General features: G+C 70.0%; 29 protein-coding genes and 1 pseudogene. 17 read left to right on the top strand and 13 right to left on the bottom strand.

What is annotated here, in order from left to right:
• Genes AB0383_RS19680 through AB0383_RS19715 form a run of 8 tightly spaced genes read left to right on the top strand, consistent with a single transcriptional unit; the run spans position 1 to position 6,285 of the window.
• The gene (locus AB0383_RS19680) at positions 1-1,512 is read left to right on the top strand and encodes a hypothetical protein (protein WP_366188122.1); all 1,512 of its coding nucleotides are present in this window, start codon (positions 1-3) and stop codon (positions 1,510-1,512) included.
• Positions 1,513-1,524: 12 nt separating this feature from the next.
• Positions 1,525-2,667 carry a hypothetical protein gene (locus tag AB0383_RS19685; protein WP_366188123.1) on the top strand — a complete coding sequence of 381 codons (1,143 nt, stop codon included), beginning with the start codon at positions 1,525-1,527 and terminating at the stop codon, positions 2,665-2,667.
• Positions 2,667-2,915 carry a hypothetical protein gene (locus tag AB0383_RS19690; RefSeq protein WP_366188124.1) on the top strand — a complete coding sequence of 83 codons (249 nt, stop codon included), beginning with the start codon at positions 2,667-2,669 and terminating at the stop codon, positions 2,913-2,915. Before AB0383_RS19685 ends, AB0383_RS19690 begins: the two co-directional genes overlap by 1 nt.
• A 3-nt stretch (positions 2,916-2,918) precedes the next feature.
• A complete protein-coding gene (locus AB0383_RS19695; RefSeq protein WP_366188125.1) occupies positions 2,919-4,070 on the top strand; it encodes a hypothetical protein in 1,152 nt (383 codons plus the stop codon).
• Positions 4,071-4,126: 56 nt separating this feature from the next.
• A complete protein-coding gene (locus tag AB0383_RS19700) occupies positions 4,127-4,816 on the top strand; it encodes a hypothetical protein (protein ID WP_366188126.1) in 690 nt (229 codons plus the stop codon).
• Between the two features lie 30 nt (positions 4,817-4,846).
• On the top strand, positions 4,847-5,092 hold the full coding sequence (locus tag AB0383_RS19705) for a hypothetical protein (RefSeq protein ID WP_366188127.1): 246 nt from the start codon (positions 4,847-4,849) through the stop codon (positions 5,090-5,092).
• A gap of 3 nt (positions 5,093-5,095) precedes the next feature.
• Positions 5,096-6,031: a glycoside hydrolase domain-containing protein gene (locus AB0383_RS19710; protein ID WP_366188128.1), complete on the top strand. Its 936-nt coding sequence runs from the start codon at positions 5,096-5,098 to the stop codon at positions 6,029-6,031.
• The gene (locus tag AB0383_RS19715; protein WP_366188129.1) at positions 6,031-6,285 is read left to right on the top strand and encodes a hypothetical protein; all 255 of its coding nucleotides are present in this window, start codon (positions 6,031-6,033) and stop codon (positions 6,283-6,285) included. The genes AB0383_RS19710 and AB0383_RS19715 overlap by 1 nt, the downstream gene beginning before the upstream one ends.
• A gap of 79 nt (positions 6,286-6,364) precedes the next feature.
• On the opposite strand, the gene AB0383_RS19720 is transcribed toward AB0383_RS19715, so the two are convergent.
• From AB0383_RS19720 to AB0383_RS19730, 3 genes are all read right to left on the bottom strand, one after another.
• On the bottom strand, positions 6,365-6,676 hold the full coding sequence (locus AB0383_RS19720; RefSeq protein ID WP_366188130.1) for an ANTAR domain-containing protein: 312 nt from the start codon (positions 6,674-6,676) through the stop codon (positions 6,365-6,367).
• 552 nt (positions 6,677-7,228) lie between these two features.
• Positions 7,229-7,462 carry a hypothetical protein gene (locus AB0383_RS19725; RefSeq protein WP_366188131.1) on the bottom strand — a complete coding sequence of 78 codons (234 nt, stop codon included), beginning with the start codon at positions 7,460-7,462 and terminating at the stop codon, positions 7,229-7,231.
• 2 nt (positions 7,463-7,464) lie between these two features.
• The gene (locus AB0383_RS19730) at positions 7,465-7,737 is read right to left on the bottom strand and encodes a hypothetical protein (protein ID WP_366188132.1); all 273 of its coding nucleotides are present in this window, start codon (positions 7,735-7,737) and stop codon (positions 7,465-7,467) included.
• A gap of 134 nt (positions 7,738-7,871) precedes the next feature.
• On the opposite strand from AB0383_RS19730, the gene AB0383_RS19735 reads away from it, so the two are divergent.
• Both AB0383_RS19735 and AB0383_RS19740 read left to right on the top strand, forming a co-directional pair.
• Positions 7,872-8,702, top strand: coding sequence for a helix-turn-helix transcriptional regulator (locus AB0383_RS19735; RefSeq protein ID WP_366188321.1), 831 nt, complete (start codon positions 7,872-7,874; stop codon positions 8,700-8,702).
• 4 nt (positions 8,703-8,706) lie between these two features.
• The gene (locus AB0383_RS19740; RefSeq protein WP_366188133.1) at positions 8,707-8,892 is read left to right on the top strand and encodes a DUF397 domain-containing protein; all 186 of its coding nucleotides are present in this window, start codon (positions 8,707-8,709) and stop codon (positions 8,890-8,892) included.
• A gap of 63 nt (positions 8,893-8,955) precedes the next feature.
• On the opposite strand, the gene AB0383_RS19745 is transcribed toward AB0383_RS19740, so the two are convergent.
• The 3 genes and pseudogenes from AB0383_RS19745 to AB0383_RS19755 all read right to left on the bottom strand — a co-directional run.
• The gene (locus AB0383_RS19745; protein WP_366188134.1) at positions 8,956-9,375 is read right to left on the bottom strand and encodes a hypothetical protein; all 420 of its coding nucleotides are present in this window, start codon (positions 9,373-9,375) and stop codon (positions 8,956-8,958) included.
• A gap of 221 nt (positions 9,376-9,596) precedes the next feature.
• Complete coding sequence (locus AB0383_RS19750) at positions 9,597-9,812, bottom strand: hypothetical protein (RefSeq protein WP_366188135.1); 216 nt, start codon at positions 9,810-9,812, stop codon at positions 9,597-9,599.
• A gap of 106 nt (positions 9,813-9,918) precedes the next feature.
• Positions 9,919-10,038 (bottom strand): annotated as a pseudogene (locus tag AB0383_RS19755) (LysE family translocator); the annotation flags it as partial.
• A gap of 72 nt (positions 10,039-10,110) precedes the next feature.
• Here AB0383_RS19755 and AB0383_RS19760 point away from each other — a divergent pair.
• The 7 genes from AB0383_RS19760 to AB0383_RS19790 all read left to right on the top strand — a co-directional run bounded on the left by AB0383_RS19760 (position 10,111) and on the right by AB0383_RS19790 (position 15,653).
• Positions 10,111-11,286 carry a winged helix DNA-binding domain-containing protein gene (locus AB0383_RS19760; protein WP_364184896.1) on the top strand — a complete coding sequence of 392 codons (1,176 nt, stop codon included), beginning with the start codon at positions 10,111-10,113 and terminating at the stop codon, positions 11,284-11,286.
• Entirely contained in the window at positions 11,270-11,611 is a 342-nt protein-coding gene (locus AB0383_RS19765) for a hypothetical protein (protein ID WP_366188136.1), read from the top strand. The genes AB0383_RS19760 and AB0383_RS19765 overlap by 17 nt, the downstream gene beginning before the upstream one ends.
• A gap of 242 nt (positions 11,612-11,853) precedes the next feature.
• A complete protein-coding gene (gap, locus tag AB0383_RS19770) occupies positions 11,854-12,858 on the top strand; it encodes a type I glyceraldehyde-3-phosphate dehydrogenase (RefSeq protein ID WP_364176773.1) in 1,005 nt (334 codons plus the stop codon).
• Between the two features lie 5 nt (positions 12,859-12,863).
• Positions 12,864-14,078 carry a phosphoglycerate kinase gene (locus AB0383_RS19775; RefSeq protein WP_366188137.1) on the top strand — a complete coding sequence of 405 codons (1,215 nt, stop codon included), beginning with the start codon at positions 12,864-12,866 and terminating at the stop codon, positions 14,076-14,078.
• Positions 14,078-14,863, top strand: a complete 786-nt coding sequence (gene tpiA / locus AB0383_RS19780) for a triose-phosphate isomerase (protein WP_364176779.1) — start codon at positions 14,078-14,080, stop codon at positions 14,861-14,863. Before AB0383_RS19775 ends, tpiA begins: the two co-directional genes overlap by 1 nt.
• A gap of 118 nt (positions 14,864-14,981) precedes the next feature.
• Entirely contained in the window at positions 14,982-15,212 is a 231-nt protein-coding gene (secG, locus tag AB0383_RS19785) for a preprotein translocase subunit SecG (RefSeq protein WP_220238698.1), read from the top strand.
• Between the two features lie 96 nt (positions 15,213-15,308).
• A complete protein-coding gene (locus AB0383_RS19790; protein ID WP_220238699.1) occupies positions 15,309-15,653 on the top strand; it encodes an RNA polymerase-binding protein RbpA in 345 nt (114 codons plus the stop codon).
• Between the two features lie 531 nt (positions 15,654-16,184).
• On the opposite strand, the gene AB0383_RS19795 is transcribed toward AB0383_RS19790, so the two are convergent.
• From AB0383_RS19795 to tal, 7 genes are all read right to left on the bottom strand, one after another.
• A complete protein-coding gene (locus AB0383_RS19795; protein ID WP_366188138.1) occupies positions 16,185-16,334 on the bottom strand; it encodes a hypothetical protein in 150 nt (49 codons plus the stop codon).
• 37 nt (positions 16,335-16,371) lie between these two features.
• Positions 16,372-17,574 carry a histidine kinase gene (locus AB0383_RS19800; protein WP_364176782.1) on the bottom strand — a complete coding sequence of 401 codons (1,203 nt, stop codon included), beginning with the start codon at positions 17,572-17,574 and terminating at the stop codon, positions 16,372-16,374.
• Between the two features lie 437 nt (positions 17,575-18,011).
• Positions 18,012-18,788, bottom strand: a complete 777-nt coding sequence (gene pgl, locus AB0383_RS19805; protein WP_364176784.1) for a 6-phosphogluconolactonase — start codon at positions 18,786-18,788, stop codon at positions 18,012-18,014.
• Complete coding sequence (gene opcA, locus AB0383_RS19810; RefSeq protein WP_366188139.1) at positions 18,785-19,831, bottom strand: glucose-6-phosphate dehydrogenase assembly protein OpcA; 1,047 nt, start codon at positions 19,829-19,831, stop codon at positions 18,785-18,787. The genes pgl and opcA overlap by 4 nt, the downstream gene beginning before the upstream one ends.
• Positions 19,832-19,901: 70 nt before the next feature.
• Complete coding sequence (zwf, locus tag AB0383_RS19815; RefSeq protein ID WP_366188140.1) at positions 19,902-21,428, bottom strand: glucose-6-phosphate dehydrogenase; 1,527 nt, start codon at positions 21,426-21,428, stop codon at positions 19,902-19,904.
• Positions 21,425-23,044, bottom strand: coding sequence for a glucose-6-phosphate isomerase (locus AB0383_RS19820; protein ID WP_364176793.1), 1,620 nt, complete (start codon positions 23,042-23,044; stop codon positions 21,425-21,427). Before AB0383_RS19820 ends, zwf begins: the two co-directional genes overlap by 4 nt.
• 9 nt (positions 23,045-23,053) lie before the next feature.
• Positions 23,054-24,169, bottom strand: a complete 1,116-nt coding sequence (gene tal / locus AB0383_RS19825; RefSeq protein ID WP_364176796.1) for a transaldolase — start codon at positions 24,167-24,169, stop codon at positions 23,054-23,056.

Consider the following 24,169-nt stretch of genomic DNA (forward strand, 5'->3'; position numbering starts at 1 on the left):
ATGCCGACGCAGGTGATCCTGCCGACCTACACGATCAGTTCGTGGGCGGCCAATGTGGACGACGATTTCGGGTGCCGCTGGGTGATCGAGCCCGGCGGTGCCTCGTTCGTCACCGATGGCGTGGCCCGCAAGATGCACAGCTTGGAGCGGCCGTTCGGGTCGGGCGCGTATCGCTCGCGTTCGTACCCGGCGGCCCGCTCCGGTGTCTTGCAGGGCTGGTGCGATGCCGGCAGCCGAGAAGGCCGTGTGGCCGCGCGGAAACGACTGATGAGGATCTTTCCCGAGGGCGGTACGGCGTTGCTCGTCGTCGATGACGGGATCGATCCGCAGCAGATCACGGCCGAGCTCGACGCCGACACACCGCGCTGCGCTGTGTGGGCGGACGGCTGCGGCTTCGACTGGCAGATCCCGCTGTACGCCGCCGATGGGCGGTTCCTGTCCACCAGCGAGCGTCGAGCGCAGGCCACACTGTCGACCGCTGCGGCCGATGGCCTCGACTGGGGCATCGGCGGTGGGCCACCTGCGTTCGTGGGCGCGGGAACGGCATCTACGGGCAGCAACTTCCCGCGCACGCCGGGGATGCCCGCCGGTGTCGCGGCGGGAGACGTGCTGCTGATCTTCGCGGCGATCCGCAACGCCGGCGCGGGGACGCCGGACGCACCGGCCGGGTACACGACGTTGGTCGACGGCGGCAATATGCGGCTGTTCGGGAAGGTCTACGACGGTGCCGAGGCCGCGCCGACGGTGACCTACACCGGCGGTGTCGCGGGTGCGACGAACTTCGCGCAGATCGTGGCGTTTCGCGGGGTGTCGCTCACGGTGCTGGGTGCGGCGGCGCAGCCGAATGCGGCGGCGGCCACGGTGGCGTATCCGGCGCTGAATCTGGCCCAGGCAGCAACCGTGCTGTATCTCGGGTGGCAGCAAGCCGTTTGGACTGGTGCGGCCACGGTCGCGGGCGCCGCGGAGATCGGCGACTTCCCGGTATCGACTGGGGATGGCGCGGCGCACGTGTGGGACTACGCGATCCAGTCCACGCCGGCCAATGTGCCGGCCGGGGCGTTCGCGATCACCGGTGGCTCGTCGGCGATCTCCGCGGGCGCGGTGGTGGCGCTGGCCCCGGCTACCGGCATCGGCCTGGACTGGGCCAACGGTGGCCTGGACTGGGGTGCGAGTTCCGCGAACAGTGTGCTGGCGCTGGCCAACGACGGTTCCGCGACCGCGTATCCCCTGCTGACGATCACCACGCCGTCGGGGTTGCAGAACCCCACCTTCACCGACCCGCTCACCGGCGGGGTCCTGTCCTACACGGGTTCGCTCGTCGCTGGGCAGACGCTGCGCATCGACTGCGACCCGTTCAACCCGTCGCCGGTGACGCTCGACGGCATCGACCGCACGGGCGCGCTCGGCGCAGCGAAGTTCATCGAGATCCCGCCCGGCGCTTCGCGGGCGATCCAGTTCACCGGCATCGGCGCGGGGACCGCCGTTGCCACCTGGCGCGACGCCAGCAACTGAAAGGGGGACGTGATGCCCACCAACGCAGACGCTGACGGTTTCTGGTCGGCGATGCCCAACGGCACGCGTGCCAACACCGCCCGGCAGGGGCGCGCGCTGATGCAGTCGCTGTTTCTCGGCGGCTCCACCAACGCGCCGTTGTCGGCGGTGCGCTCCGGGGTGCTCTCGACGGCCTCGGACGGCACGCAGGCTTACGACTTGCGCGTGACCGTACAGTCGGGCCGCACGCTGCTCGTGCAGCCGGGTAGCGCGATCATCGGCCGGTCCGGGCAGGGCGCGTATCCGACGTGGGCGCTGCCGGCGGCGCGCACCGTCACGTGCGACGGCCCGCCGGCCACCAACCCGCGCAACGACATCGTGGTGCTGCGCGCCTACGACACGGCGCTGGGTGACACCATCCCGGCGAGCGGTGCCATTCCCGCGCGGTTGGAGATCATCACCGGCTCGCCGGGCGCGACTCCGGTCGACCCGGTCACCTGGGATGGCCTCGGCCTGATCACCACGTGGCCGGCCGCCGCGTCCGGCGGGGGCGTCGGTATCCCGCTCGCGCGCGCGCAGGTCTCGACCGGCGGCGTGGTGACGCTGTCGGATCTCCGGCGCGGGACCGCCCCGATCGGCGCGGTGCGGGTGCTGCTGCCGGGCGACTCGCTGTCGGACCCGTCGTTCATGCCGGGCGACCTGCGCTGGTTCAACGGCCTGGACTACTGGGATGGAACCAACTGGAACGAGCTGGGGCGACCGGAAATCGGCTTGGCCGCCCGCGCGAGCGCCACGCAGAACATTGCCGCCGGCGGCCTCTCGTTCCTCAATGTGGGCTCCGCGTACCGTCCGGCGGCGGGGATCACGTGGAACGGCAGCAACCAGGCTACCGTCGTGACGGCCGGGAAGTACTCGATGTACTGCGGTGTCAGCACCGGATTCATCAACGGTGCGAACTACTCGTGCTGCATCGTCGGCGCGGCCGCGCCGGGCGCGGGCACGGCCTACGTGGCGGCCCCGACCTTCTCGACGAACACCACCGACTCGTCCGTGGCCGCCACGCGGTGGCTGGCCGCGGGGACGGTGATCCGGCCCGCGATCTACAACAACGCGGCCGCGTTCACGCTCAACCCCACCACGCAGAAGCCGGCGGAGTTCGAAATCTGGAGGGCCTGATGACCGGCAACGCCTACCGCAAGCTCCGCTACGCCACGTGGGACGGGTCGAACCTCGGCGACTTCGCGCAATTCCTCCCGGGCGCGTACGTCCAGGACGGCAACGTGTTCATCGCGGCGTTCGGCGGCGCGCAGGTGACCTACGCGGTCGGCAACGTGATCGTCGAGTTGGTCCAAGGGCCGGGGTTCGACTGGTTCGAGACCGAGGCGGACTTTCTCGCTGCCTACAACGTGATTCCGGAGGAGTAGTCGATGGGCGCCGAGCGCGCGTACGCGGCAATGGCGTACGACACCGTGACCGGCCGCGTGCTCTACGACCTTGAGCTTGCCGACGAGCCGGAGTGGTCGAGCGTCGTCAACGACGCGGGAGGCTGGAAGATCTCCGTCCCGATCGACGGGGGCCCGCGCACGGTGAAGGTGCGGGAATGGGCCGTGCCGGACAAGTTCTCGGTGGCGGTGCTGCTCGGCGACGACTACGTGTGCCAGGCCGGGCCCATCACGCCGTACAAGCCGGACCCGGCCAGCACCGTGTTCACGGTGTCGGGCAAAGGGATCTGGGACATTCTCGACCGACGCGCGTTGCACAACGCGGCGTTCAACCCTTCGGCCGGCCAGCGGCTGACCGACCCTGCTGCGGACGTGAACCTTCAGGGCACGCTGCCCTATATCGCCCGCGAGATCGTGAACCACCAGATCAACATGTCGTTCATCCCCGGGTCGAACCTGCCGATCGACCTGCCGACGATCGCGGCTGGTGGCGACGACGTGCGGAACTACCATGGGTTCGACATTGCACCCGGCGGGCAGCGGCTGCGCGAGCTCACACAGGTCGAGGACGGGCCGGACGTGCTGTTCCAGCCCTACCTCACGACGATCGGCGGCCAGCGCTTCATCCGGCACCGCATGCTGGTCGGTGATCCGTACCTGACACAGCCGGGCGTGGACCTGAAGTTCTTCTACCGCCGCACGCTCACGAGCCTGGACATCGCCGGTGGCGTCAAGCCGGGCGCCGTGCGGGCGTTCGTCAAGGGCACCGGGAACGAGGCCGGCCAGCTCTACGGCACGGCGACGGCCGACGCGCTGATCGCCGCGGGCTGGCCGCTCACGGATTTGATCGACAGCGGCCACACCGACGCCTCCGTCCAGTCCACTCTCGACAGCTGGGCGGCCGCAGACGTGGCGCTCTCCGCGGGTCAGACCGAGCAGTGGCAAGCCACCGTGCTGGCCGACGCGGACCCGCGGCTGGACACCTACAGCCCCGGGCATTTCGTCACCTACTCGGTGACCGATCACCACTGGCTGCCTGACGGCGACTACCGGTGGCGCGTCATCGGGATCTCGAAGAACAGCAGCACACCGCGCGACCGCGTAGACCACCAGCTGCAAGCCGTGCGCACCGGATAGGGGGCCTGATGGTTGCGAACCACCCGCCCGAGCGGCCGAACTCGCCCGACTTCATCGTGAACAAGCTGCGCGAGCTGGAAGAACAAATCGCGGCGCTCGGCCGGCAGACCAAATATCCGTTCGTCGTGTCGCACGGCGCAGGGTTTCCCGACTTCCAGATCGTCCCGGACCCGAACGACCCGGACGGCAACGCACAGGTCGTCATCGGCAACGGTGCCGGCGGCGTCGTGCTCGAAACGTTCTACTCCACCGTCTACAACGGCAAAGCCGCGCGGATGCTCGACCTCAACGGCACCGTCATGTGGGCACACGACGAACTCGCAGGCTATGGCCTGTCGCACCCCTCAATGAGCTTCGCCACCGGCCCGGCGTCCGACGGTTTCGGTGCCGCCGCCATCGCGAACAACACCGAAACCGTGATCGGTCAAGGCTGGACTTTCTGCTACAACCCCGCGCTTCGGCTGAAGGCTTTCGTTCGTCCATCCTCGACGACCACGTACAACTTCCGGTGGCAAGTCAACCACCCCGACGGCACGATCTTCTCCCCGCTGGTGACCGGGCTGACCGGCGGACAGTTCTGCGCCGCGACAATCCTGCTGCCCGAGACAGCGATGGCCAACGAGGTAAAGGCTCTCCTGCTGGTCACGAACACCGGGGGAGCGCAGAGCTTCTATTACGGGCACGACGAAGCGGTCGGCGTCTCGATGGCCCAATACAACCTCGACAACGGGATCCCGATCCCGTGACAGTCCACAATGAACAGAAGGAGGTGGGCCGTGCCCACCGATGACGATCGCCGCTCCGGCGTCACGGTCAGCAACCGCGAGATCTACGACCAGGTGCTGGCCACGAAGGGCCTCACCTCGAAGTTGGTCGACAAGCTCGAAGTGGTGGAGAAACGCGACACCGACCACGAGGCACGTATCCGTTCGCTCGAGCAGTGGCGCTGGACGATGACCGGGGTCACCGCGGTCATCTCCTGGGGTGGCGCTGCCATCGTCGCCGCGATCACAGGAGGCTGACCGATGGCAACCGTTCTCGACTACTCCACTGGCCGGCCGAGCGGCGCGGCCGTCGCCGGACGGGGCCACGCCGGCGTCGTCCGCTACATCGGCACGCCCGGCCGCCCGAAGAACCTCACTCGCGCCGAGTTCCTCGACCTCGACGCGCACGGCGTCGGCGTCGCGCTCGTCTACGAGAACCACGGCGGCGACGCGGCGGGCGGGCGCTCGGCCGGTGTGGTGGCGGCTCAGACCGCGCGTGCGGACGCCGACGCGTGCGGGTTCCCGCGCGACCGCCCGATCTACTTCGCGGTGGACTCCGACCAGGTCACCGCGGCCCAGTTCGACGCGGTGATGGCCTACCTCGACGGCGTCGCGTCGGTCCTCGGGAGCGTCGTCCTTGTCGGCGTGTACGGCGAGTACGACGTGATCGAGCAGGCGGTGGGCCCGCACGCCCGCTACGGCTGGCAGACCGCGGCCTGGTCCCACGGCAAGAAGTCCGGCAAGGCCGCGCTCTACCAGAAGCTCGGCACCGTCGAGGTGGACGGCGTCGACTGCGACGAGAGCGACGTGCTCGCCGACGACTGGGGCCAGCACAACTACCAGGGCGCTACGGCGCCGAGCACCGATCCGGGAGTGGAACTCATGGAACGCATCACCGTCACCCCGCCCAACAACGGCCAGAACAGCGTCCGGCTGAACCTGCCGGGCGGCCCGAACTGCCGCGTCATCGTGCGGCCGCCGCTCACGCCCGGAGCGAAGACGGTCGTCGCGCCGATGTGGGTCGGGCACATCTACGCGTGGGGCCAGGACGGTGCCGGCATCGGCCACGACCCCGCGGCCGCCCAGGGCTACAACGACCGCCTGGACAACCACCGCACGTACCCGCTGCCGGGCGCGCTCTGGTGCGACCTGAACTACTCCGCGGCCAAGCCGTTCGTGATCGACGTGGTCGGCTGATGACCGCCTCGCCCGCGCCCGGCCGGTGGCAGCGGCTCGCCGCCTGGGTTCGCACGGCGCCCGGCCGATACCGCAAGGCGATCGCCGGACTGTCTGGCTACCTCACCGTGCCGGCCGTCGTCGGCGTCCTCGCGGCAGTCGGCGTGCACATCGACGCCGACACCGCCGCGCTGGTCATCGCGATCGGCGGCGGTCTGCTCGGTACCAGCGCGGTCGTGCGCGCGAAGCCGAACGACCCGCCGCCGGCAGCGTAGGGTGGCGGAATGGCGGTTTGGACCTGCGGTCGAGGGAGACGCAGGGGTTCCGGGCCGCCAGGGACGGACGGCCTGTCGGTCAAGCAGTCGGCCGACGGGTCGTTCTTTCTTCGAGCGTCGCCTCGACGATGGTGCGGGCAACGTCGCGGAGTTTGGTGTTGGTGTCTTGAGAGATGGCGCGCAGAGCGTCGAACGCCTCATCGGGTCCGCAGCTGTGTCGCTCCATCAGCATCCCTTTGGCCTGTTCAATCGGGGCGCGCGAGCGCAATGCGGCGCGGAGCTGCTCAATCTCTGCCACCGCAGCTCTATAGTCCCTGGGCGTTGGTTCCGGTCTCGACCAGCGGTCTGCCAGTTCGTCTGCCGCCGTCGGCTGATTCTGCAGGCTCGCCATGATCACCTCCGAGAGTGGGGCGAACACTCCCGGTGAAAGCTACCCAAGTTCGATCGAGGTCAATCACCACACCCGGGGCCTTATGGCCCGCCGAGCTGATCGAGGCGGGCCCGGCGAACCGGGGTCTGGGGACCCCGGGCCCGCGACGCGCCATATTAGTCGGGCGCGGTGCCGATGGCGAGGCATGACCAAAGGGCCGAACCGACAAGCCGTGGAGCCGCGCCGTCGCACCGCAGCAACGAGCCCCCGTCTCCTGCATTACGCAGGGGCGGGGCCCTTTCGTCGTCTCCGGGCGGGTCCGGCGCACCGAGGGGGAGGGTGGCGCCGGACCCGCGCCCGAACCGTACCGACCGCGCCACCTCGGCGCACAGCAACGAGCCCCCGCCTCCTGCATCGCGCAGGCGGCGGGGGCTCTTCTGTCGTGTCCGGACAGCGCGACGCCCCCCGAAGTTCGAGAAGTCTTCGGGGGGCGTCGACTCACCCGCCCGTGGGCGGGAGTGGGAACCCGGCCACTGCACCACTGTCGGGGGAAGCAGCGCAGCAGCCGGGAGATCAGCGGAGCCCCATCTTGCGGTTCCGGCGGCCGATGGCGATGGCCACTCGCACGAGGGGGATGTCGATCACGAGCCACGTTGCGAGTTCCTCGACCGTGTGGCCCTGCTCGTGCTTGACCAGGACGCCCTCAGCGAAGTCCCGCAGGGCTTTCTTGTCGTCGGGCTCGATCAGGTCGCCCGTCTTCGGGTCCGTCAGGACCTCGGTACCGTCGTCTTGGATCCAGACACCCACTGTCATCGCCTCGCCCGGAAGCACGGACGGCAGTCACGCGTCTTGTCGCGGTCCTCGCCCAGCTCGTCCGCCGACAGCTCGGAACGGAAGGCCCAGCGCCGGGGGATGACGAAGCTGCTCAAGGTGCATTCGGGCTGGAAGGTGTCGCGCTCCGGGTCGTCGAGCTGGGACCGCAGGTATCGATGGTTGCGGGTGTCACCGGCCCAGAAGTGCACGCCGTACAGCGCCGTGTCGACTGCCGCCGGCGGCAGCTCGCCCGTGATTCGTACCGTCATATTGTCGCCCCTACCCTGGCGCCCTACGTCGGACCAGTCATCCGGCGTCGCTAAAACGTAGCACTACGTTTTGCAGCTGTCACTACGGGCGGACGCGGTAGCGATACGATCCGTGCATGGCGAACAGTCCGACGATGCGCCGCAAGCGGCTCGGCGCTGAGCTGCGCCGTCTCCGCGTCGAGGGAGACGTGTCCGTGGAGCAGGCGGCCGAGGTGCTCGACTGCTCGGTGAGCCGCATCGGGCACATCGAGAACGGCCGCAACGCACCCCGGAAGCCCGACCTCCAGGTGCTGCTCGACCTCTACGGCGCGCCGGCCGAGGTACGCGCGGTGCTGGAGCAGCTGCGCAAGGAAGGCGCGCAACGCGGTTGGTGGGCCACCTACAAGCTCCCGCCGTGGCTTCAGACCTACGTGGGCATGGAGGCCGACGCGCGCGCCATCCGGGTGTTCGAGATCGAGCTGGTGACGGCGCTGCTCCAGACGAAGGCGTACGCACGGCGCACCCACGAGAAGGGTACGCACGTCGTCTCGGCGGACGCGGTGGAGCGGCTCACGAGCGCGCGTATCCGGCGCCAGGCGGTGCTGGACGATCCAGGCGGGCCGTCGCTGTCGGCGATCCTGTCCGAGTCCGCGCTGTTGCGGGCTGCTCACGAGCCGGACGGCGTCGGCGTCGAGCAGCTGCGCTATCTGGTCGCGATGTCGCGTAAGCCGAACATCACCATCCGCGTGCTGCCGCTGTCCGCAGGGCTGCACCCCGCGATGAGCGGGTCGTTTCACCTGCTCGATTTCGAGCCGGAAGTGTCGACGCCGGTCGCCTACCAGGAATACGCGGTGGGCGGGCACCTAATCGACGATCCGGACGTGGTGCGGACGCTGAGCGAGCTGTTTGGAACACTGAAGGCTGCGACGCTCGGGGAGGTGGAAAGCCGGAACCTCATCGAGCGTCTCGCGCAAGAGACAGGATGAGCAGATGACCGAGCAGAGGCACGCCGCCGAGTGGCGGAAGAGCAGCTACAGCGGAGCGAACAACAACTGTGTCGAGGTCGCGGTGGGCGCGGCCGTCGTCGGGGTTCGGGACACAAAGGACCGGGTTTCCGGGCACGTCGCCGTCGGCCGTGACAGCTGGTCGGCGTTCCTGGCGCAGCTCGGGCGCTGACTGCGCACACGAGGAAGCCCCCAGCGATTCGAGAACGCTGGGGGCTTCCTGCTGTCCGTTCGGTCAGAAGGTGCGCATCTCGTCGTAGGTCATCGGCGACGTGTTGAGCGTGCACGTGGACACGTCGCGGTAGCCGCCCTGCCCGTCGCTGATCCACCCCTGGCGAGGATCAACGTTGGAGTCGGTGGCGGTCACACCGTCCCACGCAATCGTGCATACCGGGCGGGGCTTGGACCCCATGTCGTCGGCGGTGTCGTCCATGTAGATCGTCGGCGTGGCCACGGCCACCTGGAGACGGAAGGCGTCCCTGGTCTCGTAGGTCCCGATGGTGAACGTCCGGGTGCGTGAGCCCTCCGTGCCGTCGAACACGCCGCTCGCGACTCGGTTTCCCTGCACCACCGACGCGTCGGCGTTGATGACGAAGCCAGTGGGGGAGTCGAGGTAGCGGTAGCTGTCGGCGTTCTGCGGGTCCCAGATCGTCACGGCGACCTCGTGCGCCACAGGGTTAGCCGGGGCTATCGCGTGACCGGCGTTCACCGGAGCTGGTGTTACGAAGGCCAAGGCCGCGAGGCCGCCTACAAGCAGCGCCCCTGCGAGGGCGGCAATCGAACGTCTTCGTCTGATGGTCATCGTGGGTTCCTCCGTGGGTCTGGTGGAGGAATCGCTGAGCCGGCCAATTCGTAACACGGTCCCGGCAGCGCGGATCACAGGTCCGCCCCGTTCGGATCACAGCGGCGGTTGCCCATCGTGGAGCAGTTCCAGCACGGCCGGTCCTCCTCGCAGTGGGCCGACGGGGCCGGCGTCTTGGCCGGGGTCGGGGCGTCGCACTGCGCGGCGAGAGTGAGCGGCAGCAGCAATGCTGCCATGATGGCCACGGCGCACTTGCGTAGAGCTCGGGGGCGGGTGTCCTGTTTGGACATCGGGTGCTCCTGCGATAGGAGCGGGCGTCCCTCAGCCTCCCGGCGATGGTGCCCCGCTGGTCAATTCGCGAAGCACCTGTTCAGACCGCCGCAACTAGTGAGGTCGGGCGTCGCGGCGGCCCACGGTGAGCGCGCGGCTGATGGTGAACAGCACGCTGGGCCCGGGGACGACGACCATGAGGAACGTCAGCGCGGCGAAGGCCGCGAAGTGCGCAGGCGTGACCATCTCCCGAGCGTAGAACGCGCGGCCGCGTCGGCACGAGACGTTTTTGTCGGATCCCGCTGGTACAACGACAGCGTGAAGATCTCCCTCGCGCAACGCCGTGCCCGGCTCGGCGTGCGCCACCACCTCGCGGTTCCCGCGGCCACCGTCGAGGAGGCCGCCGCCGGGGTCGTCGCCCTGCACGCGACCGACCCGGCGTCGGTGTTCCTCGCCGCGTGGGCGCGGGTGCCGGAAGTGGGCGTCGCCGATGTCGAGCGCGCGCTGTACGAAGACCGCACGTTGTTGCGGCTCCTCGGCATGCGCCGCACGATGTTCGTCGCCGAGGTGGCCACGGCCGCGCTCGTGCAGGCCGGCTGCGCGAGCGATATCGCTGCGAAGCAACGGAAACTGCTCGAACAGCACCTCGGCACGGTCGGCCATCCCACCAATGTGGACGATCCACCGAGCTGGCTCGCCGACGTTGCCGCGAGCGTCGAGAAAGCCTTGCGCGCCAGGGGATCCGCCACCGCGCAGGACCTGGTCGACGACGAACCGCGCCTGCGCCAGCAGCTCCACATGGCCAAGGGTAAGCCGTACGCGGCGATCGGCAACGTCACCAGCCGCGTGCTCTTCCAGCTCGCCGTCGACGGCCGCATCGTGCGCGGACGCCCGCGCGGCAGCTGGCTCAGCACGCAGTACCACTGGGCCCCGCTCGACGGCTGGCTCCCCGGCGGCCTGCCCCCGGTCCCGACCGCCGACGCCCGCGCCGAACTAGCGCGGCGCTGGCTGCGCGCCTTCGGCCCGGCACCCGTCGCCGACCTGCGCTGGTGGACCGGCTGGACGGCCGGCCAGACCAAACAGGCCCTCGCCGCCGTCGCTCCCACGGAGGTCGACCTCGACGGCGAACCCGGCCTCGTCCTGTCCGACGACCTCGAGCCCGTCCCGGAACCGGCACCCTGGGTCGCTCTGCTCCCCGCCCTCGATCCGACGCCCATGGGCTGGTCCGCCCGCGACTGGTACCTCGGCCCCCACCGCCCCGCCCTCTTCGACCGCAGCGGCAACATCGGCCCCACCGCCTGGTGCGACGGCCGCGTCGTCGGCGCCTGGGCCCAGCGCCCGACCGGCGAGGTCGTGCTGCGCCTCCTGGAGGACGTCGGCGCCGACCGGGCGGCCACCCTGGAAGCCGAAGCCGCCCGCCTGACGACGTGGCTGGGGGAGACACGCGTGGTGCCGAAGTTCCGCACCCCGGCCGAACGTGAGCTGTCCACGTGAGCGCGCCGACGAGCAGCCCCGGCTGTCCGGGCAGCACCGCCGGCTCGACGGGTCGCCTCGCGAGGCGACCGAGAGCTACGGGGCCGGGCCGTCGACGCCGGCTGGGCCTGCTGGGCCGGCCGGCCGCAACCCCCGGTTCCCGTCGCGACCCGCCGCGCTCGTGACCGACGCCCGGCCGGTCCCGCGCCTCGGCGAGCCGGCCGCACACCCGCGAGACGCGGCCGCGGCCCGACGCGCCACCCCGCGCATCCTGCTCGCGACGCGCCCGGGCCCGCCCCCCGATCCCGACCTTCCGGACTCCACCCCCCGTCAGGCCACCGCGTGAACCGCGGCACCAAGACCGATCAAGCGTGTGGTCCGCACCCCTCCTGTGACACCGCCGGATTTCCTGTCGCAAGCTCGTGAGCTGGCTTCTTAATCGATTCTTGACGGTTCGGCGCAGTGGTGGAAGTCTCGTCGGGGCAGTCAGGGTCGACCGCGCCCGCACGCTAGGGTTGCGCCGAGCCCGGAAGTCTTCCGGGGCGTGGGCCCCGGTTCGGAAACACAGCGATAAGAGGAGTGGCAGCAGTGACCGTTCGCGTAGGTGTCAACGGCTTCGGCCGGATCGGCCGCAACTTCTTCCGCGCCGTGAAGGCGAGCGGTCACGACATCGAGGTCGTCGCGTTCAACGACCTCGGCGACGTCGCGACGATGGCCCACCTGCTCAAGTACGACTCCATCCTTGGCCGTTTCCCGGGCGAGGTCAGCCTGAGCGACGACGGCATCGTCGTCGACGGCAAGACCATCAAGGCCCTGGCGGAGCGCGACCCGGCGAACCTGCCGTGGGGCGAGCTGGGCGTGGACGTCGTCGTCGAGTCGACCGGCTTCTTCACCAACGCCGACGCCGCGAAGGCCCACATCGCCGGCGGCGCCAAGAAGGTCATCATCTCCGCGCCCGCCAAGGGTGAGGACCTCACGATCGTGCTGGGCGTCAACGACGACAAGTACGACGGTTCGCAGGTCATCATCTCCAACGCCTCCTGCACCACCAACTGCCTCGGCCCGCTGGCCAAGGTCCTGCAGGACGCGTTCGGCATCGAGCAGGGCCTGATGACCACGATCCACGCGTACACGCAGGACCAGAACCTGCAGGACGCGCCGCACAAGGACCTGCGCCGCGCCCGCGCCGCCGCGCTGAACATCGTGCCGACCTCGACCGGTGCCGCGAAGGCCATCGGCCTGGTGCTGCCGGAGCTGCAGGGCAAGCTCGACGGTTACGCGCTGCGCGTCCCGGTGCCGACCGGCTCGGCCACCGACCTCACGGTCACGCTGACCAAGCCGGCGACGCTGGAAGAGGTCAACGCCGCGTACAAGGCCGCCGCCGAGGGCCCGCTGTCGGGCTACCTGCGCTACAACGAGGACCCGATCGTGTCGGCCGACATCGTCACCGACCCGGCGTCGTGCATCTACGACGCGCCGCTGACCAAGGTCATCGGCAACCAGGTCAAGGTCGTCGGCTGGTACGACAACGAGTGGGGCTACTCCAACCGCCTCGCCGACCTGGTCAAGCTCGTCGGTTCGAAGCTCTCCTGAACCCGATGACGGTCAAGAACCTCGAAAACCTGCTGAGCGAGGGCGTTCAGGGCCGCTACGTACTCGTACGCAGCGACCTGAACGTCCCGCTCGCCGCGGACCGGATCACCGACGACGGCCGCGTCCGCGCGGCTCTGCCGACGATCGAGAAGCTCGCCGGCGCGGGCGCCAAGGTCGTCGTCACGGCGCACCTGGGCCGACCCAAGGGCGAGCCCGACCCGAAGTACACGCTCGCGCCCGTCGCGAAGCGGCTGGGCGAGCTGCTCGACACGGTGGTCCCGCTCGCCGGTGACCTCGTGGGCGACTCGGCCAAGGCGCTCGTCGGCGGCCTCGCCGACGGCGGCGTCGCGCTGCTGGAGAACGTGCGCTTCGACGCGCGCGAGACCAGCAAGGACGCCGTGGACCGCTCCGAGCTGGCCGCCGAGCTGGCCGCGCTCGTCCCCGGCGGGGCGTTCGTGTCCGACGGGTTCGGCGTGGTGCACCGCAAGCAGGCCTCGGTCTACGAGATCGCCGCGGTGCTGCCGGCCTACGCGGGCGGCCTCGTGCTGGCCGAGCTCGACGTGCTGAAGAAGCTCACCGACGACGTCAAGCGCCCCTACGTGGTGGTGCTCGGCGGTGCGAAGGTGTCGGACAAGCTCGGCGTGATCGCCAACCTGCTGACCAAGGTCGACCGCCTGCTCATCGGCGGCGGCATGGCCTACACCTTCCTCAAGGCCCAGGGCCACGAGGTGGGCCAGTCGCTGCTGCAGGCCGACCAGCTGGACCAGGTGTCGGGCTTCCTCGCCGAAGCGGAGAAGCGCGGCGTGGAACTCGTGCTGCCGGTCGACGTGCTGGCCGCCACCGAGTTCGCGGCCGACGCCGAGCACGAGGTCGTGGCCGCCACGGCCATCCCGGCCGACCGCCAGGGCCTCGACATCGGCCCGGAGAGCCGCGAGGTGTTCGCGAGCAAACTGGCCGACGCGGCCACCGTGTTCTGGAACGGCCCGATGGGCGTGTTCGAGTTCGAGGCGTTCTCGGGCGGCACCCGTGCCGTGGCCGAGGCACTGGTGAAGAGCGACGCGTTCACCGTGGTCGGCGGCGGTGACTCGGCGGCCGCGGTGCGGCAGCTGGGCCTGCCGGAGGACGGCTTCTCCCACATCTCCACGGGGGGCGGCGCCTCCCTGGAGTACCTGGAGGGCAAGGAACTGCCCGGCGTTTCGGCGTTGGAGGAGAAGCACTAGTGGCACGCAAGCCGTTGATCGTCGGCAACTGGAAGATGAACCTGAACCACCTCGAGGCCATCGCCTTGGTTCAGAAGATCGCCTTCGCGCTGCCGGCGAAGTACTACGCGAAGGTGGACGTGGCGGTGCTGCCGCCGTTCACGGACATCCGCAGCGTTCAGACCCTCACCGACGGCGACAAGCTGTCGCTCACCTACGGCGCGCAGGACGTGTCCCCGCACGACTCCGGTGCCTACACCGGTGACGTGTCGGGCCTGATGCTCGCGAAGCTGGGCTGCACCTACGTCGCCATCGGCCACTCGGAGCGGCGCGAGTACCACGCCGAGACCGACGAGCTGGTCAACAAGAAGGTGCGCGCGGCCGTCAAGCACGGGATCACGCCGATCCTGTGCGTCGGTGAGAAGCTCGAGGTCCGCGAGGCCGGCGAGCACCACGCGCACGCGACGACCCAGCTGATCGAGGGCCTCAAGGGGCTCAAGGCCGAGCAGGTCAAGGACGTCGTCGTGGCCTACGAGCCGGTGTGGGCCATCGGCACCGGCAAGGTGGCGACGCCGGCCGACGCCGAGGAGGTCTGCAAGACCATCCGCACGGTGCTGGCGGAGAAGTACGGCGACGAGGTCGCTTCGGCCGTTCGGGTGCTTTACGGCGGTTCGGTGAAGTCGGGCAACGTGGGCGAGCTGGTGGGCTGCGAGAACATCGACGGTGCTCTCGTGGGTGGCGCGAGCCTCGACGGTGACGAGTTCACCAAACTCTGCGCACTCGCGGCGGGTGGCCCCCTGCCCTGATCGAGGCCACTACCGGGTAACCTGTGTATCCGGTCCGTCACACAGCAGTGGACGAGTCCAGGGGTACGGTGATATTCGAGCCGTACCCCTGCATTCTCCGATGAGCACAGAGGATGACATGAAGCTGTTCCTGCAAATCCTGTTGATCGTCTCCAGCGTGCTGCTGGTCGTGGCCGTGCTGCTCCACCGCGGCCGGGGTGGCGGTCTGTCGTCGCTGTTCGGCGGCGGTATGCAGTCCAGCCTCTCGGGCTCGAGCGTGGCCGAGAAGAACCTCGACCGGATCACCCTGCTGCTGGGTGCCATCTGGCTGATCAGCATCGTGGGCCTCGGCCTGCTGCTCAAGGTCTGACCGGACTCCCCGCTCGGGGCCCGGCGAGTCAGGGGCTCTGTGTGCATCGGCGTGCCTATTGGGGGGCGCGCCGCCGATTCCTAGGTGTGAGGATTCATGGTTGGCGGTAACGCGATTCGAGGCACCCGGGTGGGTGCCGGTCCTTCGGGCGAATCGGAGCGGGGTGAGTCGGCGCCGCGGCGCCGCATCTCCTACTGGTGTGCAAACGGCCACGAGGCCCGTCCGTCGTTCGCGATGGAGGCCGAAATCCCCGACGAGTGGGACTGCCCGCGCTGCGGTCTGCCCGGCGGACAGGACGAGCAGAACCCGCCCGCCGCGCCCCGCACCGAGCCCTACAAGACGCACCTCGCGTACGTCAAGGAGCGCCGCAGCGACGCCGACGGCGAAGCGATCCTCGCCGAGGCCCTCGAGCGTCTGCGTCAGCGCCGGGAACTGATCTAGGTTTTCCCTGTCGGAAACCACCGACCAGGCCGATTCGGTTCGGCTCTGGCCGGTGGTTTTCGCGTTTCGGGGGGTTCCGGTGTGTTGGCGCCGGCTTGGGTACGGGGTGGCGAGGCTGCTTCCGGTGCTGGCGCAGATGCTGGTTGCGGTGTTGGTCTTGGTGGTGCGACTGCTCCCGGTGCGGTCGCTCGTGGCTCGGTTCCGCCCGGCGCGGTCGCCGGAGCGCGGGCCAGGGTTGAAACCCCTTCTCCGGCAAGCCCTTTGAGGCCGCGAGCGCGAGTTGTCCACACCAGACCCCGGGTGTGGACAACTCGGCCCTCGACCGGCTTTCGAGCAGGTTCTGTCGGGGGCGGCCGATAGAATGGAACTGGGCACGCCCCCCAGGGAGGGCGCAGTGTCTGGCGAGGCGGGGTGTCTGGCGAACAGCACCAAACGCCCACCCGGCAAATCGGAGTCGGCGCAGTGCAAAGACTCCGCCAGAGGCTTCTGGGACATGCGGGGCCGGTCAGCGCGAGCTCCGAACCCGAACCCTTACCCGACGAACCCGAACCCGACGAACCCGAACCCGACGAACCCGAACCCGACGAACCCGAACCCGACGAACCCGAACCCGAGAAGCCCCGAACGCGGCGAAGGGGTGGCACCCAGGCGCAGCCGGATCGCGGCGCGCACTGGGGCCACCCCTTCGACCTGCGGGGGACCGGGGAAGGTCAGAGGGTCAGCGGTCCAGGGGGTACCTGGCCCGCACGCGGAAACCGCCGTCTTCGGTGTCCGAGGTTTCGAAGCTGCCGCCCAGGAGGCGGGCGCGTTCGGCGAGGCCGGTGAGGCCGTGGCCGCCCGAGGGGAGGTGTTCGCCGGCGCGTTCGGCGCGTTCGTTGCGGACCTCGATGTTCAGGGCGCCGCTGCCGCCCTGGATGCGGATGGTGGCGGTGGCGCCGGGGGCGTGCTTGTGGACGTTGGTGAGGCACTCCTGCACGGTGCGGTACGCGGCGGCCGACACCTGGCTCGGCACGGTGTCCGGCAGGCGCTCGACGGTCAGGTGGACCGGGACGTCGGCGGTGCGGATCAGGTGGTCCAGCTCGCCGATGCCGGGGCGCGGGCCGTCGTCCTCGGCGCCGGAGCGCAGCACGCTCACGAGCGAACGCAGTTCCTCCAGCGTGCGGGTGGAGAGCTGGCGGATTACCTGCGCGGTCTGCAGCGCGGGGCCGTCGGTGGCCTGGGCCTGCAGTGCGCCGGCCTGCATGGCGATGAGGGTGATCTGGTGGGAGACCACGTCGTGCATCTCGCGGGCCAGGCGGGCGCGCTCCTCGGCGCGCACGGCGTCGGCGTGGAAGCGGCGTTCGCGGTCGCGGCTCTTGGCCAGCTCGGCGAGCTTCGCGGAGATCTCCGCGCGGGCGCCGATCAGCAGGCCGATCGCGATGGGCATGCCCGCCACGAGCACGCCGTAGATGCCGTCGAGCACGTGCTCGCGCCAGCTGAGCTGCGCGAAGTCGTCCAGTGGCCACTGCACGAACCGGCAGGTGAACACCAGCCCGGCGCCCACCCACGTCTGCCAGTGGATCTGGCGCTTGGTCGCGAGCGTGCCCAGCGTGATCATCGACGCCAGCTGCGCCCACCCGGCGAGGAAGCCCGGCACCGCGAGCACCACTGCGAGGAACGGGAGCTTCCGCCGCAGCACCACCGCGAGACACGCGGCCGCCGACAGGTAGATCGAGTACGGCGGCGCCTTCGGCGGGATCACCAGCCACACGTCGAGCACGGCCAGCAGCACGGCGACGGCCTCAACTCCGACCGTCGTCGCGATCGGCCGGCGCAGCGAAGCGAATGCACCGCGCAGGCTGAACCGCCGGACCCGATCGGCGGCCCCCGCGCCGGGGCTGCCCATCGAGATTCCTGGAATCGAGAGTCCCTCAGTGCTCATGCGGCGACCCCATTCGTCTTGTGGACTTGATGATGAGATGCGCCGGACACCCGATCGGGACGCGCGGCGGGCAACAAATGTGCGGATGCTAACGAGAAGACGTGTGACGACGGTAAGTTTCACCCGGACCCACAACTTTGGTCGTCTGATCTCCATCACTACAGCAACCAGGTGAGGCGAAGACGTCTGACGTCACCTGGTGTCGATCACAACACCCTACGTTCACCTTACGGGTGATCCCACATACTGGTGAGCCGCTTGATGGAGTAGTGGTCACTGCTCCGTTCGCACATGAATGATCTTCACGCTTACGGGTGGCGCGCGTCAGCCGGTCGAGCGGGCCCGGAAACCCACGGTCAGGGCCGCGAACCGGCTGCGCGGAGACAGAAAAGGCCGCCCCGGGCGAACCCGGGGCGGCCTTCGAGAACCGACGAGCGTCACGCGGTCGGCGGCTCGTACACCTTCGTCAGCTTCCCGGCCGCCGTGCGGTCCAGAAGCCACAGCGTCCGCCGGTAGCCGCGGGCACCCGACACGGGCACCTGCACCTCCGGCGCACCCGCGAGAGCCAGCGACACGGCCTCGGCCTTCGCTTCACCAGCGGTCATCAGCCACACCTCACGCGCGCGGCGGATGGCCGTGAGCGTGAGCGAGACGCGGGTCGACGGCGGCTTGGGGCAGTCGCGCACCGCCACCACCGAAAGCCGCGTCTCGTGGACGGCGGGGGAGTCCGGGAACACCGAAGCGGTGTGCCCCTCCCCGCCGAGGCCGAGCAGGCAGATGTCGAACGCGGGCACGCCTCCCTCGTCCGGACCCGCCTGCGAAGCCAGCACCTCCGCGTACGCCGCGGCCGCGGCGTCCACGTCGTCACCGAACTCGCCGTCCGACGGCGCCATCACGTGCACGCGCTTCGGGTCGAGCGGCACGTGGTCCAGCAGGGCCTCGCGCGCGCCCTTCTCGTTGCGTTCGTCGGAGTCGGCCGGGACGAACCGCTCGTCGCCCCAGTAGACGTCCAAGCGCGACCAGTCGATCGCGTCGCGCGCGCTGGAGGAGTTGAGCTCCTCCAGCACCGCGATGCCCGTGCCGCCGCCGGTGAGCACGACCGAAGCCGAGCCCTTGGCCGCCTGCACGTCGACGATCCGGGTGACCAGCCGCGCCGCCGCGGCGGCCGCCAGGAGGCCGGCGTTCTCGTAGACGACGACCTCCGTGCGGCTCACGAACCGCTCTTTTCCGCCTTGGCCTTGCCGGCCTTCTTCGCCGGAGCCTTGGCCGCCGAGGCCTTCGGCTTCGCAGCAGCAGCAGAAGCAGAAGCAGCCGCAGACGAAGCCTTCGCCGCGGTCGTCGGCGCGGTGATCTTGGGCAGCCCGTGCATCGCCGCCTCGAAGACCTCGTCCGGGTCGAGCCGGCGCAGCTCCTCCACCAGGCACTCCGGGTTGCTCCGCCGCTGCAGCGCGATGCGCCGCGTCGGCTGGCCCGGCTGCGTCAGCGTGCCGACACGGCCGTCGGGCCGGGTCAGCTCCACTGCACCCGAACGTCGTTCGAGCTCGACGGAGATGATGCCCTGCGCGCTGGAGCTCTTGATCCGCTTCACCGGCACCTTGAGGTACTCGGCGAGCCAGCCCGCCAGCAGCTCCGTGGACGGCGAGTCGGCCTCACCGGTGACGGTCGCGGCCGTGATCTCCTCGTACGGCGGCAGGTCCAGCGCCGACACGAGCTGCGCACGCCAGTGCGTCAGCCGCGTCCACGCCAGGTCGGTGTCGCCCTCCACGTAGGCCTTCGCCCGCGTGGTCAGAGCCCTTATGGGGCTCTTTTCCGCGGCCGAGTCGGTGATGCGCCGCTGCGCGATCTGGCCCAGCGGGTCCTCCGCCGGGGCCTTCGGGCCCGCGCCCGGCCACCACGTGACGATCGGCGCGTCGGGCAGCAGCAGCGGCACGACCGCGCTCTGGCCCTGCGCGGCCAGCGGCCCGTAGAGGCGCAGCACGATGACCTCGCTCGCGCCGGCGTCGCCGCCCACGCGGATCTGGCCGTCGATGCGCGGAGCCGCCGTGCGCGCGCCCTTCGCGACCACGATCACGCGCGACGGGTGCTCCCGGCTGGCGTGGTTCGCGGCCTCGATGGCCTCCTCGAGCTTGGCGTCGTCGTCCGCCACGATGACCAGGGTCAGCACCCGGCCCAGCGCGACCTGACCGCCCTGGTCGCGGATCTCCACCAGCTTCTTGTTCAGCTGCGAAGTCGTGGTGGATGGCAGGTCGATGATCACGGACGCCTCCAGTGCTTTTGCGGGATACCCGCACCCAGTCGGCGTCCGCGATCAGCTTCGCGATTATGGATCACGGACGCCTCCAGTTCCGGCCCGTACGCTCCAACATCTCGTCGGCGCTCTGCGGACCCCACGTGCCCGGCGCGTACTGCTCGGGTGCGCCTTCCTTCGCCCAGTGCTCCAGGATCGGGTCGAGGATCTCCCAGGAGAGCTCGACCTCCTCGTTCACCGGGAACAGCGACGGCTCGCCCAGCAGCACGTCGAGGATCAGCCGCTCGTACGCCTCGGGGGAGGACTCGGTGAAGGCGTGGCCGTAGCCGAAGTCCATGGTGACGTCGCGGACCTCCATCGTGGTCCCCGGCACCTTCGAGCCGAACCGCAGCGTGATGCCCTCGTCGGGCTGCACGCGGATGACCAGCGCGTTCTGGCCCAGCTCCTCGGTGGAGGTGGAGTCGAACGGCAGGTGCGGTGCGCGCTTGAACACCACGGCGATCTCCGTGACGCGCCGGCCCAGCCGCTTGCCGGTGCGCAGGTAGAACGGCACACCCGCCCAGCGGCGGTTCTGCACCTCCAGCGTCACCGCGGCGTAGGTCTCGGTCTTGGAGTCCTTCGCGAAGCCCGCTTCCTGCAGCAGGCCCGGCACCTTCATGCCGCCCTGCCAGCCGCCGGCGTACTGCCCGCGCGCGGTGGTCTCGTCGAAGGGCCGGATCGGCATGGTCGCCGCCAGCACCTTCGCCTTCTCCGAGCGCAGCGCCTTCGGCTCGAACGACAGCGGCTCGTCCATCGCGGTGAGCGCGAGCAGCTGCAGCAGGTGGTTCTGGATGACGTCGCGCGCGGCGCCGATCCCGTCGTAGTACCCCGCGCGGCCGCCGAGGCCGATGTCCTCGGCCATGGTGATCTGCACGTGGTCGATGTAGTTGGCGTTCCAGATCGGCTCGAACATCTGGTTGGCGAAGCGCAGCGCCAGCAGGTTCTGCACCGTCTCCTTGCCGAGGTAGTGGTCGATGCGGAACACCGACTCCTCGGGGAAGACGTCGTTCACGATCCCGTTGAGCTCCTTGGCGCTCTTGAGGTCGTGGCCGAACGGCTTCTCGATGACCACGCGGCGCCAGGTCGTGGCGTCGGTGTCGGCCAGGCCCGAGCGGGCCAGCTGCTTGGTCACCACCGGGAACGCGCCCGGCGGGATCGAGAGGTAGAACGCCGTGTTGCCGCCGGTGCCGCGTTCGGCGTCCAGGTCCTTCACGGTCTGGGCGAGGCGGTCGAAGGCGTCGTCGTCGTCGAACGTGCCCTGCACGAAGCGGATGCCCTCGGCGAGGCGGTTCCAGACCGACTCCTTGAACGGCGTCCGCGCGTGCTCGCGCACCGAGTCGTGCACCAGCTCGCCGAAGTCCTGGTGCTCCCAGTCTCGGCGCGCGAACCCGACCAGCGAGAAGCCGGCGGGCAGCAGGCCGCGGTGGGCCAGGTCGTAGATGGCGGGCATGAGCTTCTTGCGGGCCAGGTCGCCGGTGACCCCGAAGATCACCAGGCTCGACGGGCCCGCGATCCGCGGGAGGCGCTTGTCGCGCGGGTCCCGCAGCGGGTTCTGCCAGGTCGTCACTCGCCGGCCTCCTGTACGGCCCGCACGAGCTCGGCAAGCCCGGCGGCCCGGTCGGTCAGGTGCAGCCGCAGCACGGGGCGGCCGTGCTCGGCGAGGACCTGACCGTCGCCGAGGGCCTGCGCGTGCTGAAGCTGTCCCAGGGTGTAGGGGCGGTCCGGCACACCCAGGTCCTCGGCGACCGCGCCGGTGATCTGGAGGAAACTGCCGTTCTGGTGGCCGCCCTTGTGGTACTGCCCGGTGGAGTGCAGGAACCGCGGACCCCAGCCGAACGTCGTCTGCACGCCGGTGCGCTTGGCGATCTCGCCGCGCAGCAGCGAGGTCGACGCGTCGTCGAGCCGGTCGAGGTAGGCCTGCACGGCGAAGTAGCCGCCGTCGGCGACCGAGCCGAAGAACGCGCGCAGCACGTCCACCAGCTTTCCTTCCGTGGCAACGCCTTCACTGCCGAAGACCTCGACGGAACCGTCCACAGTGGCCGGAGTTTCTTTGCCGGACAGCTTCTCCGGCTCGTCCAGCAACGCGCGTGCGGCCTTCTTCGCAGCCTCGACGTCGGGCTGGTCGAACGGGTTGATCCCGATCAGCCGGCCGGCGAGCGCGGTCGCGAACTCCCAAAGCAGGAACTGCGCGCCGAGCGGGCCGGTCACCGAGATCTTCGCGGCGCCTTCCGCGGCGCCGACGGCGACCGGGGTCGCGTCGGACTTCGCGTCGGCGAAGCCGGCGGCCTGCGGACCCTCGACGGCCACGGGCAGCAGGCCCGTGCCCAGCTTGCCGGTCGACTCCGCGATCAGCTGCTCGGCCCAGTCCGGGAAGCCCTTGACGCCGGAGCCGGTGTCGGCCAGCACGACCTTCTCCGCGCCGCCCTCGTGGGCGGCGGCCCAGGCGGCCGCGAGCTTGATCGCCGGGTTGTCGGGCGAGTCGGAGCCCAGCACCTCGGCCACCGCGGCGGCCTGGTCCAGCAGGCGCGCGATGTCCGCGCCCGCGAGGCCGGCCGGCACGAGGCCGAACGCGGTCAGCGCCGAGTAGCGGCCGCCGACGTGCGGGTCGGCCAGGAAGGTCTTGCGGTAACCCTCCTTTTCGGACAGTTCCGAGAACGGCGAGCCCGGGTCGGTCACGACCACGATCCGCCGCGCCGCGTCGATCCCCGCGTCGGTGAAGGCCTTCGCGAAGATGCGCCGGTGGCTGTCGGTCTCCACGGTGCCGCCCGACTTCGACGACACCACGATCACCGTGCGCTCGAGGTCGCCCGCGAGCGCGTCGGCCACCTGGCCCGGGTCGGTCGTGTCGAGCACCGTCAGCGCGACACCCGCGGTCGCGGTGATGACCTCCGGCGCGAGCGACGAGCCGCCCATGCCGGCGAGCACCACGCGGTCCACGCCCTCGGACTGCAGCTCCGCGCGCAGCGCCTCGATCTCACCGATCAGCGGCCGCGACGACTTGTGCAGCGACGTCCACGAGAGCCGGATCGACGCCTCGGACTCGGCGTCCGGGCCCCACAGCGTCGCGTCCTGCGCGGCGAGCTTCGACGCGGCCTGGTCGGCGACGAGGCGCTCGACCAGCGGCGCCGCCTTGCCTGCCAGTTCGGCGTCGACGAGCTCGACGCCGGTTTCGTCCCCTGTCATGGTCTGGCTTCAGCCCTTCGCCTTGTTCAGCTGGCCGGTCACCGTCTCGAGCAGCTCCTGCCAGGACTTCTCGAACTTCTCGACACCCTCGGTCTCGAGGGTCACGAACACGTCCGGCACGTCGATGCCGGCCGCGCTCAGCTTGTCGAACACCGCCTGCGCCTCGGCGCCGCGGCCGGTCACCGTGTCACCGGTGAGCTCGGCGTGGTCGGCCACCGCGTCCATGGTCTTCTCCGGCATCGTGTTCACGACGTCGCGGACCAGGAGCTGGTCGACGTAGCGGGTGTCGGAGTACGCCGGGTCCTTGACGCCGGTCGAGGCCCACAGCGGACGCTGCGCGTTGGCGCCGGCGGCGGCCAGCGCCTGCCAGCGGTCGCTCGCGAAGAGCTCCTCGAACTTGGCGTAGGCGAGCCGGGTGTTGGCGATGGCCGCCTCGCCCAGCAGAGCCTTGGCCTCGTCGGTGCCGATCTTGTTCAGGCGCTTGTCGACCTCGGTGTCCACACGGGACACGAAGAACGACGCGACCGAGTGGATGCCCTTGAGGTCGTGGCCGTTGGCCTTCGCCTGCTCCAGGCCGGCGAAGAACGCCTCGATGACGTGCGCGTAGCGCTCGACGGAGAAGATCAGCGTCACGTTGATGCTGATGCCCTCGGCCAGCGCCGCGGTGATGGCGGGCAGGCCCTCGTCGGTGGCCGGGATCTTGACCATCAGGTTCGGCCGGTCCACGGCCTTCCACAGGTCCTTGGCCTCGGCGATCGTCTTGTCGGTGTCGCGCGCCAGGCGCGGGTCGACCTCGATGGAGACGCGGCCGTCGGTGCCGTTGGTGGCGTTGTAGACGTCGCGGAACAGGTCGGCGGCGTTGCGCACGTCGCTGGTCGTCAGCTCGCGGACGGTGCCGTCGAGGTCCGCGCCGCGCTCGGCCAGCTCCTTGACCTGCGCGTCGTAGGCTTCGCCCTTTGACAGCGCGTTGGCGAAGATCGTCGGGTTGGTCGTGACGCCCACGACGTGCTTGTCGCGGATCAGCGCGGCGAGGTTGCCCGAGTTGAGGCGCTCGCGGGAGAGGTCGTCCAGCCAGATGGAGACGCCCGCCTCCGAAAGCTGTGCGAGCCGATCGGTGGTGCTCAT

Origin of the sequence: Amycolatopsis sp. NPDC051373 (assembly GCF_040689465.1) — a bacterium.
Classification (GTDB): Bacteria; Actinomycetota; Actinomycetes; order Mycobacteriales; family Pseudonocardiaceae; genus Amycolatopsis.

What these genes read in the sequence shown, in the direction of transcription:
- AB0383_RS19680 (WP_366188122.1), top strand. Translation starts at nt 1, where the DNA reads ATGCCGACGCAGGTGATCCTGCCGACCTACACGATCAGTTCGTGGGCG.
- AB0383_RS19685 (WP_366188123.1), top strand. Translation starts at nt 1,525, where the DNA reads ATGCCCACCAACGCAGACGCTGACGGTTTCTGGTCGGCGATGCCCAAC.
- AB0383_RS19690 (WP_366188124.1), top strand. Translation starts at nt 2,667, where the DNA reads ATGACCGGCAACGCCTACCGCAAGCTCCGCTACGCCACGTGGGACGGG.
- AB0383_RS19695 (WP_366188125.1), top strand. Translation starts at nt 2,919, where the DNA reads ATGGGCGCCGAGCGCGCGTACGCGGCAATGGCGTACGACACCGTGACC.
- AB0383_RS19710 (WP_366188128.1), top strand. Translation starts at nt 5,096, where the DNA reads ATGGCAACCGTTCTCGACTACTCCACTGGCCGGCCGAGCGGCGCGGCC.
- AB0383_RS19715 (WP_366188129.1), top strand. Translation starts at nt 6,031, where the DNA reads ATGACCGCCTCGCCCGCGCCCGGCCGGTGGCAGCGGCTCGCCGCCTGG.
- AB0383_RS19720 (WP_366188130.1), bottom strand. Translation starts at nt 6,676, where the DNA reads ATGGCGAGCCTGCAGAATCAGCCGACGGCGGCAGACGAACTGGCAGAC.
- AB0383_RS19730 (WP_366188132.1), bottom strand. Translation starts at nt 7,737, where the DNA reads ATGACGGTACGAATCACGGGCGAGCTGCCGCCGGCGGCAGTCGACACG.
- AB0383_RS19735 (WP_366188321.1), top strand. Translation starts at nt 7,872, where the DNA reads ATGCGCCGCAAGCGGCTCGGCGCTGAGCTGCGCCGTCTCCGCGTCGAG.
- AB0383_RS19740 (WP_366188133.1), top strand. Translation starts at nt 8,707, where the DNA reads ATGACCGAGCAGAGGCACGCCGCCGAGTGGCGGAAGAGCAGCTACAGC.
- AB0383_RS19750 (WP_366188135.1), bottom strand. Translation starts at nt 9,812, where the DNA reads ATGTCCAAACAGGACACCCGCCCCCGAGCTCTACGCAAGTGCGCCGTG.
- AB0383_RS19775 (WP_366188137.1), top strand. Translation starts at nt 12,864, where the DNA reads ATGACGGTCAAGAACCTCGAAAACCTGCTGAGCGAGGGCGTTCAGGGC.
- secG (WP_220238698.1), top strand. Translation starts at nt 14,982, where the DNA reads ATGAAGCTGTTCCTGCAAATCCTGTTGATCGTCTCCAGCGTGCTGCTG.
- AB0383_RS19790 (WP_220238699.1), top strand. Translation starts at nt 15,309, where the DNA reads ATGGTTGGCGGTAACGCGATTCGAGGCACCCGGGTGGGTGCCGGTCCT.
- AB0383_RS19800 (WP_364176782.1), bottom strand. Translation starts at nt 17,574, where the DNA reads ATGAGCACTGAGGGACTCTCGATTCCAGGAATCTCGATGGGCAGCCCC.
- AB0383_RS19820 (WP_364176793.1), bottom strand. Translation starts at nt 23,044, where the DNA reads ATGACAGGGGACGAAACCGGCGTCGAGCTCGTCGACGCCGAACTGGCA.
- tal (WP_364176796.1), bottom strand. Translation starts at nt 24,169, where the DNA reads ATGAGCACCACCGATCGGCTCGCACAGCTTTCGGAGGCGGGCGTCTCC.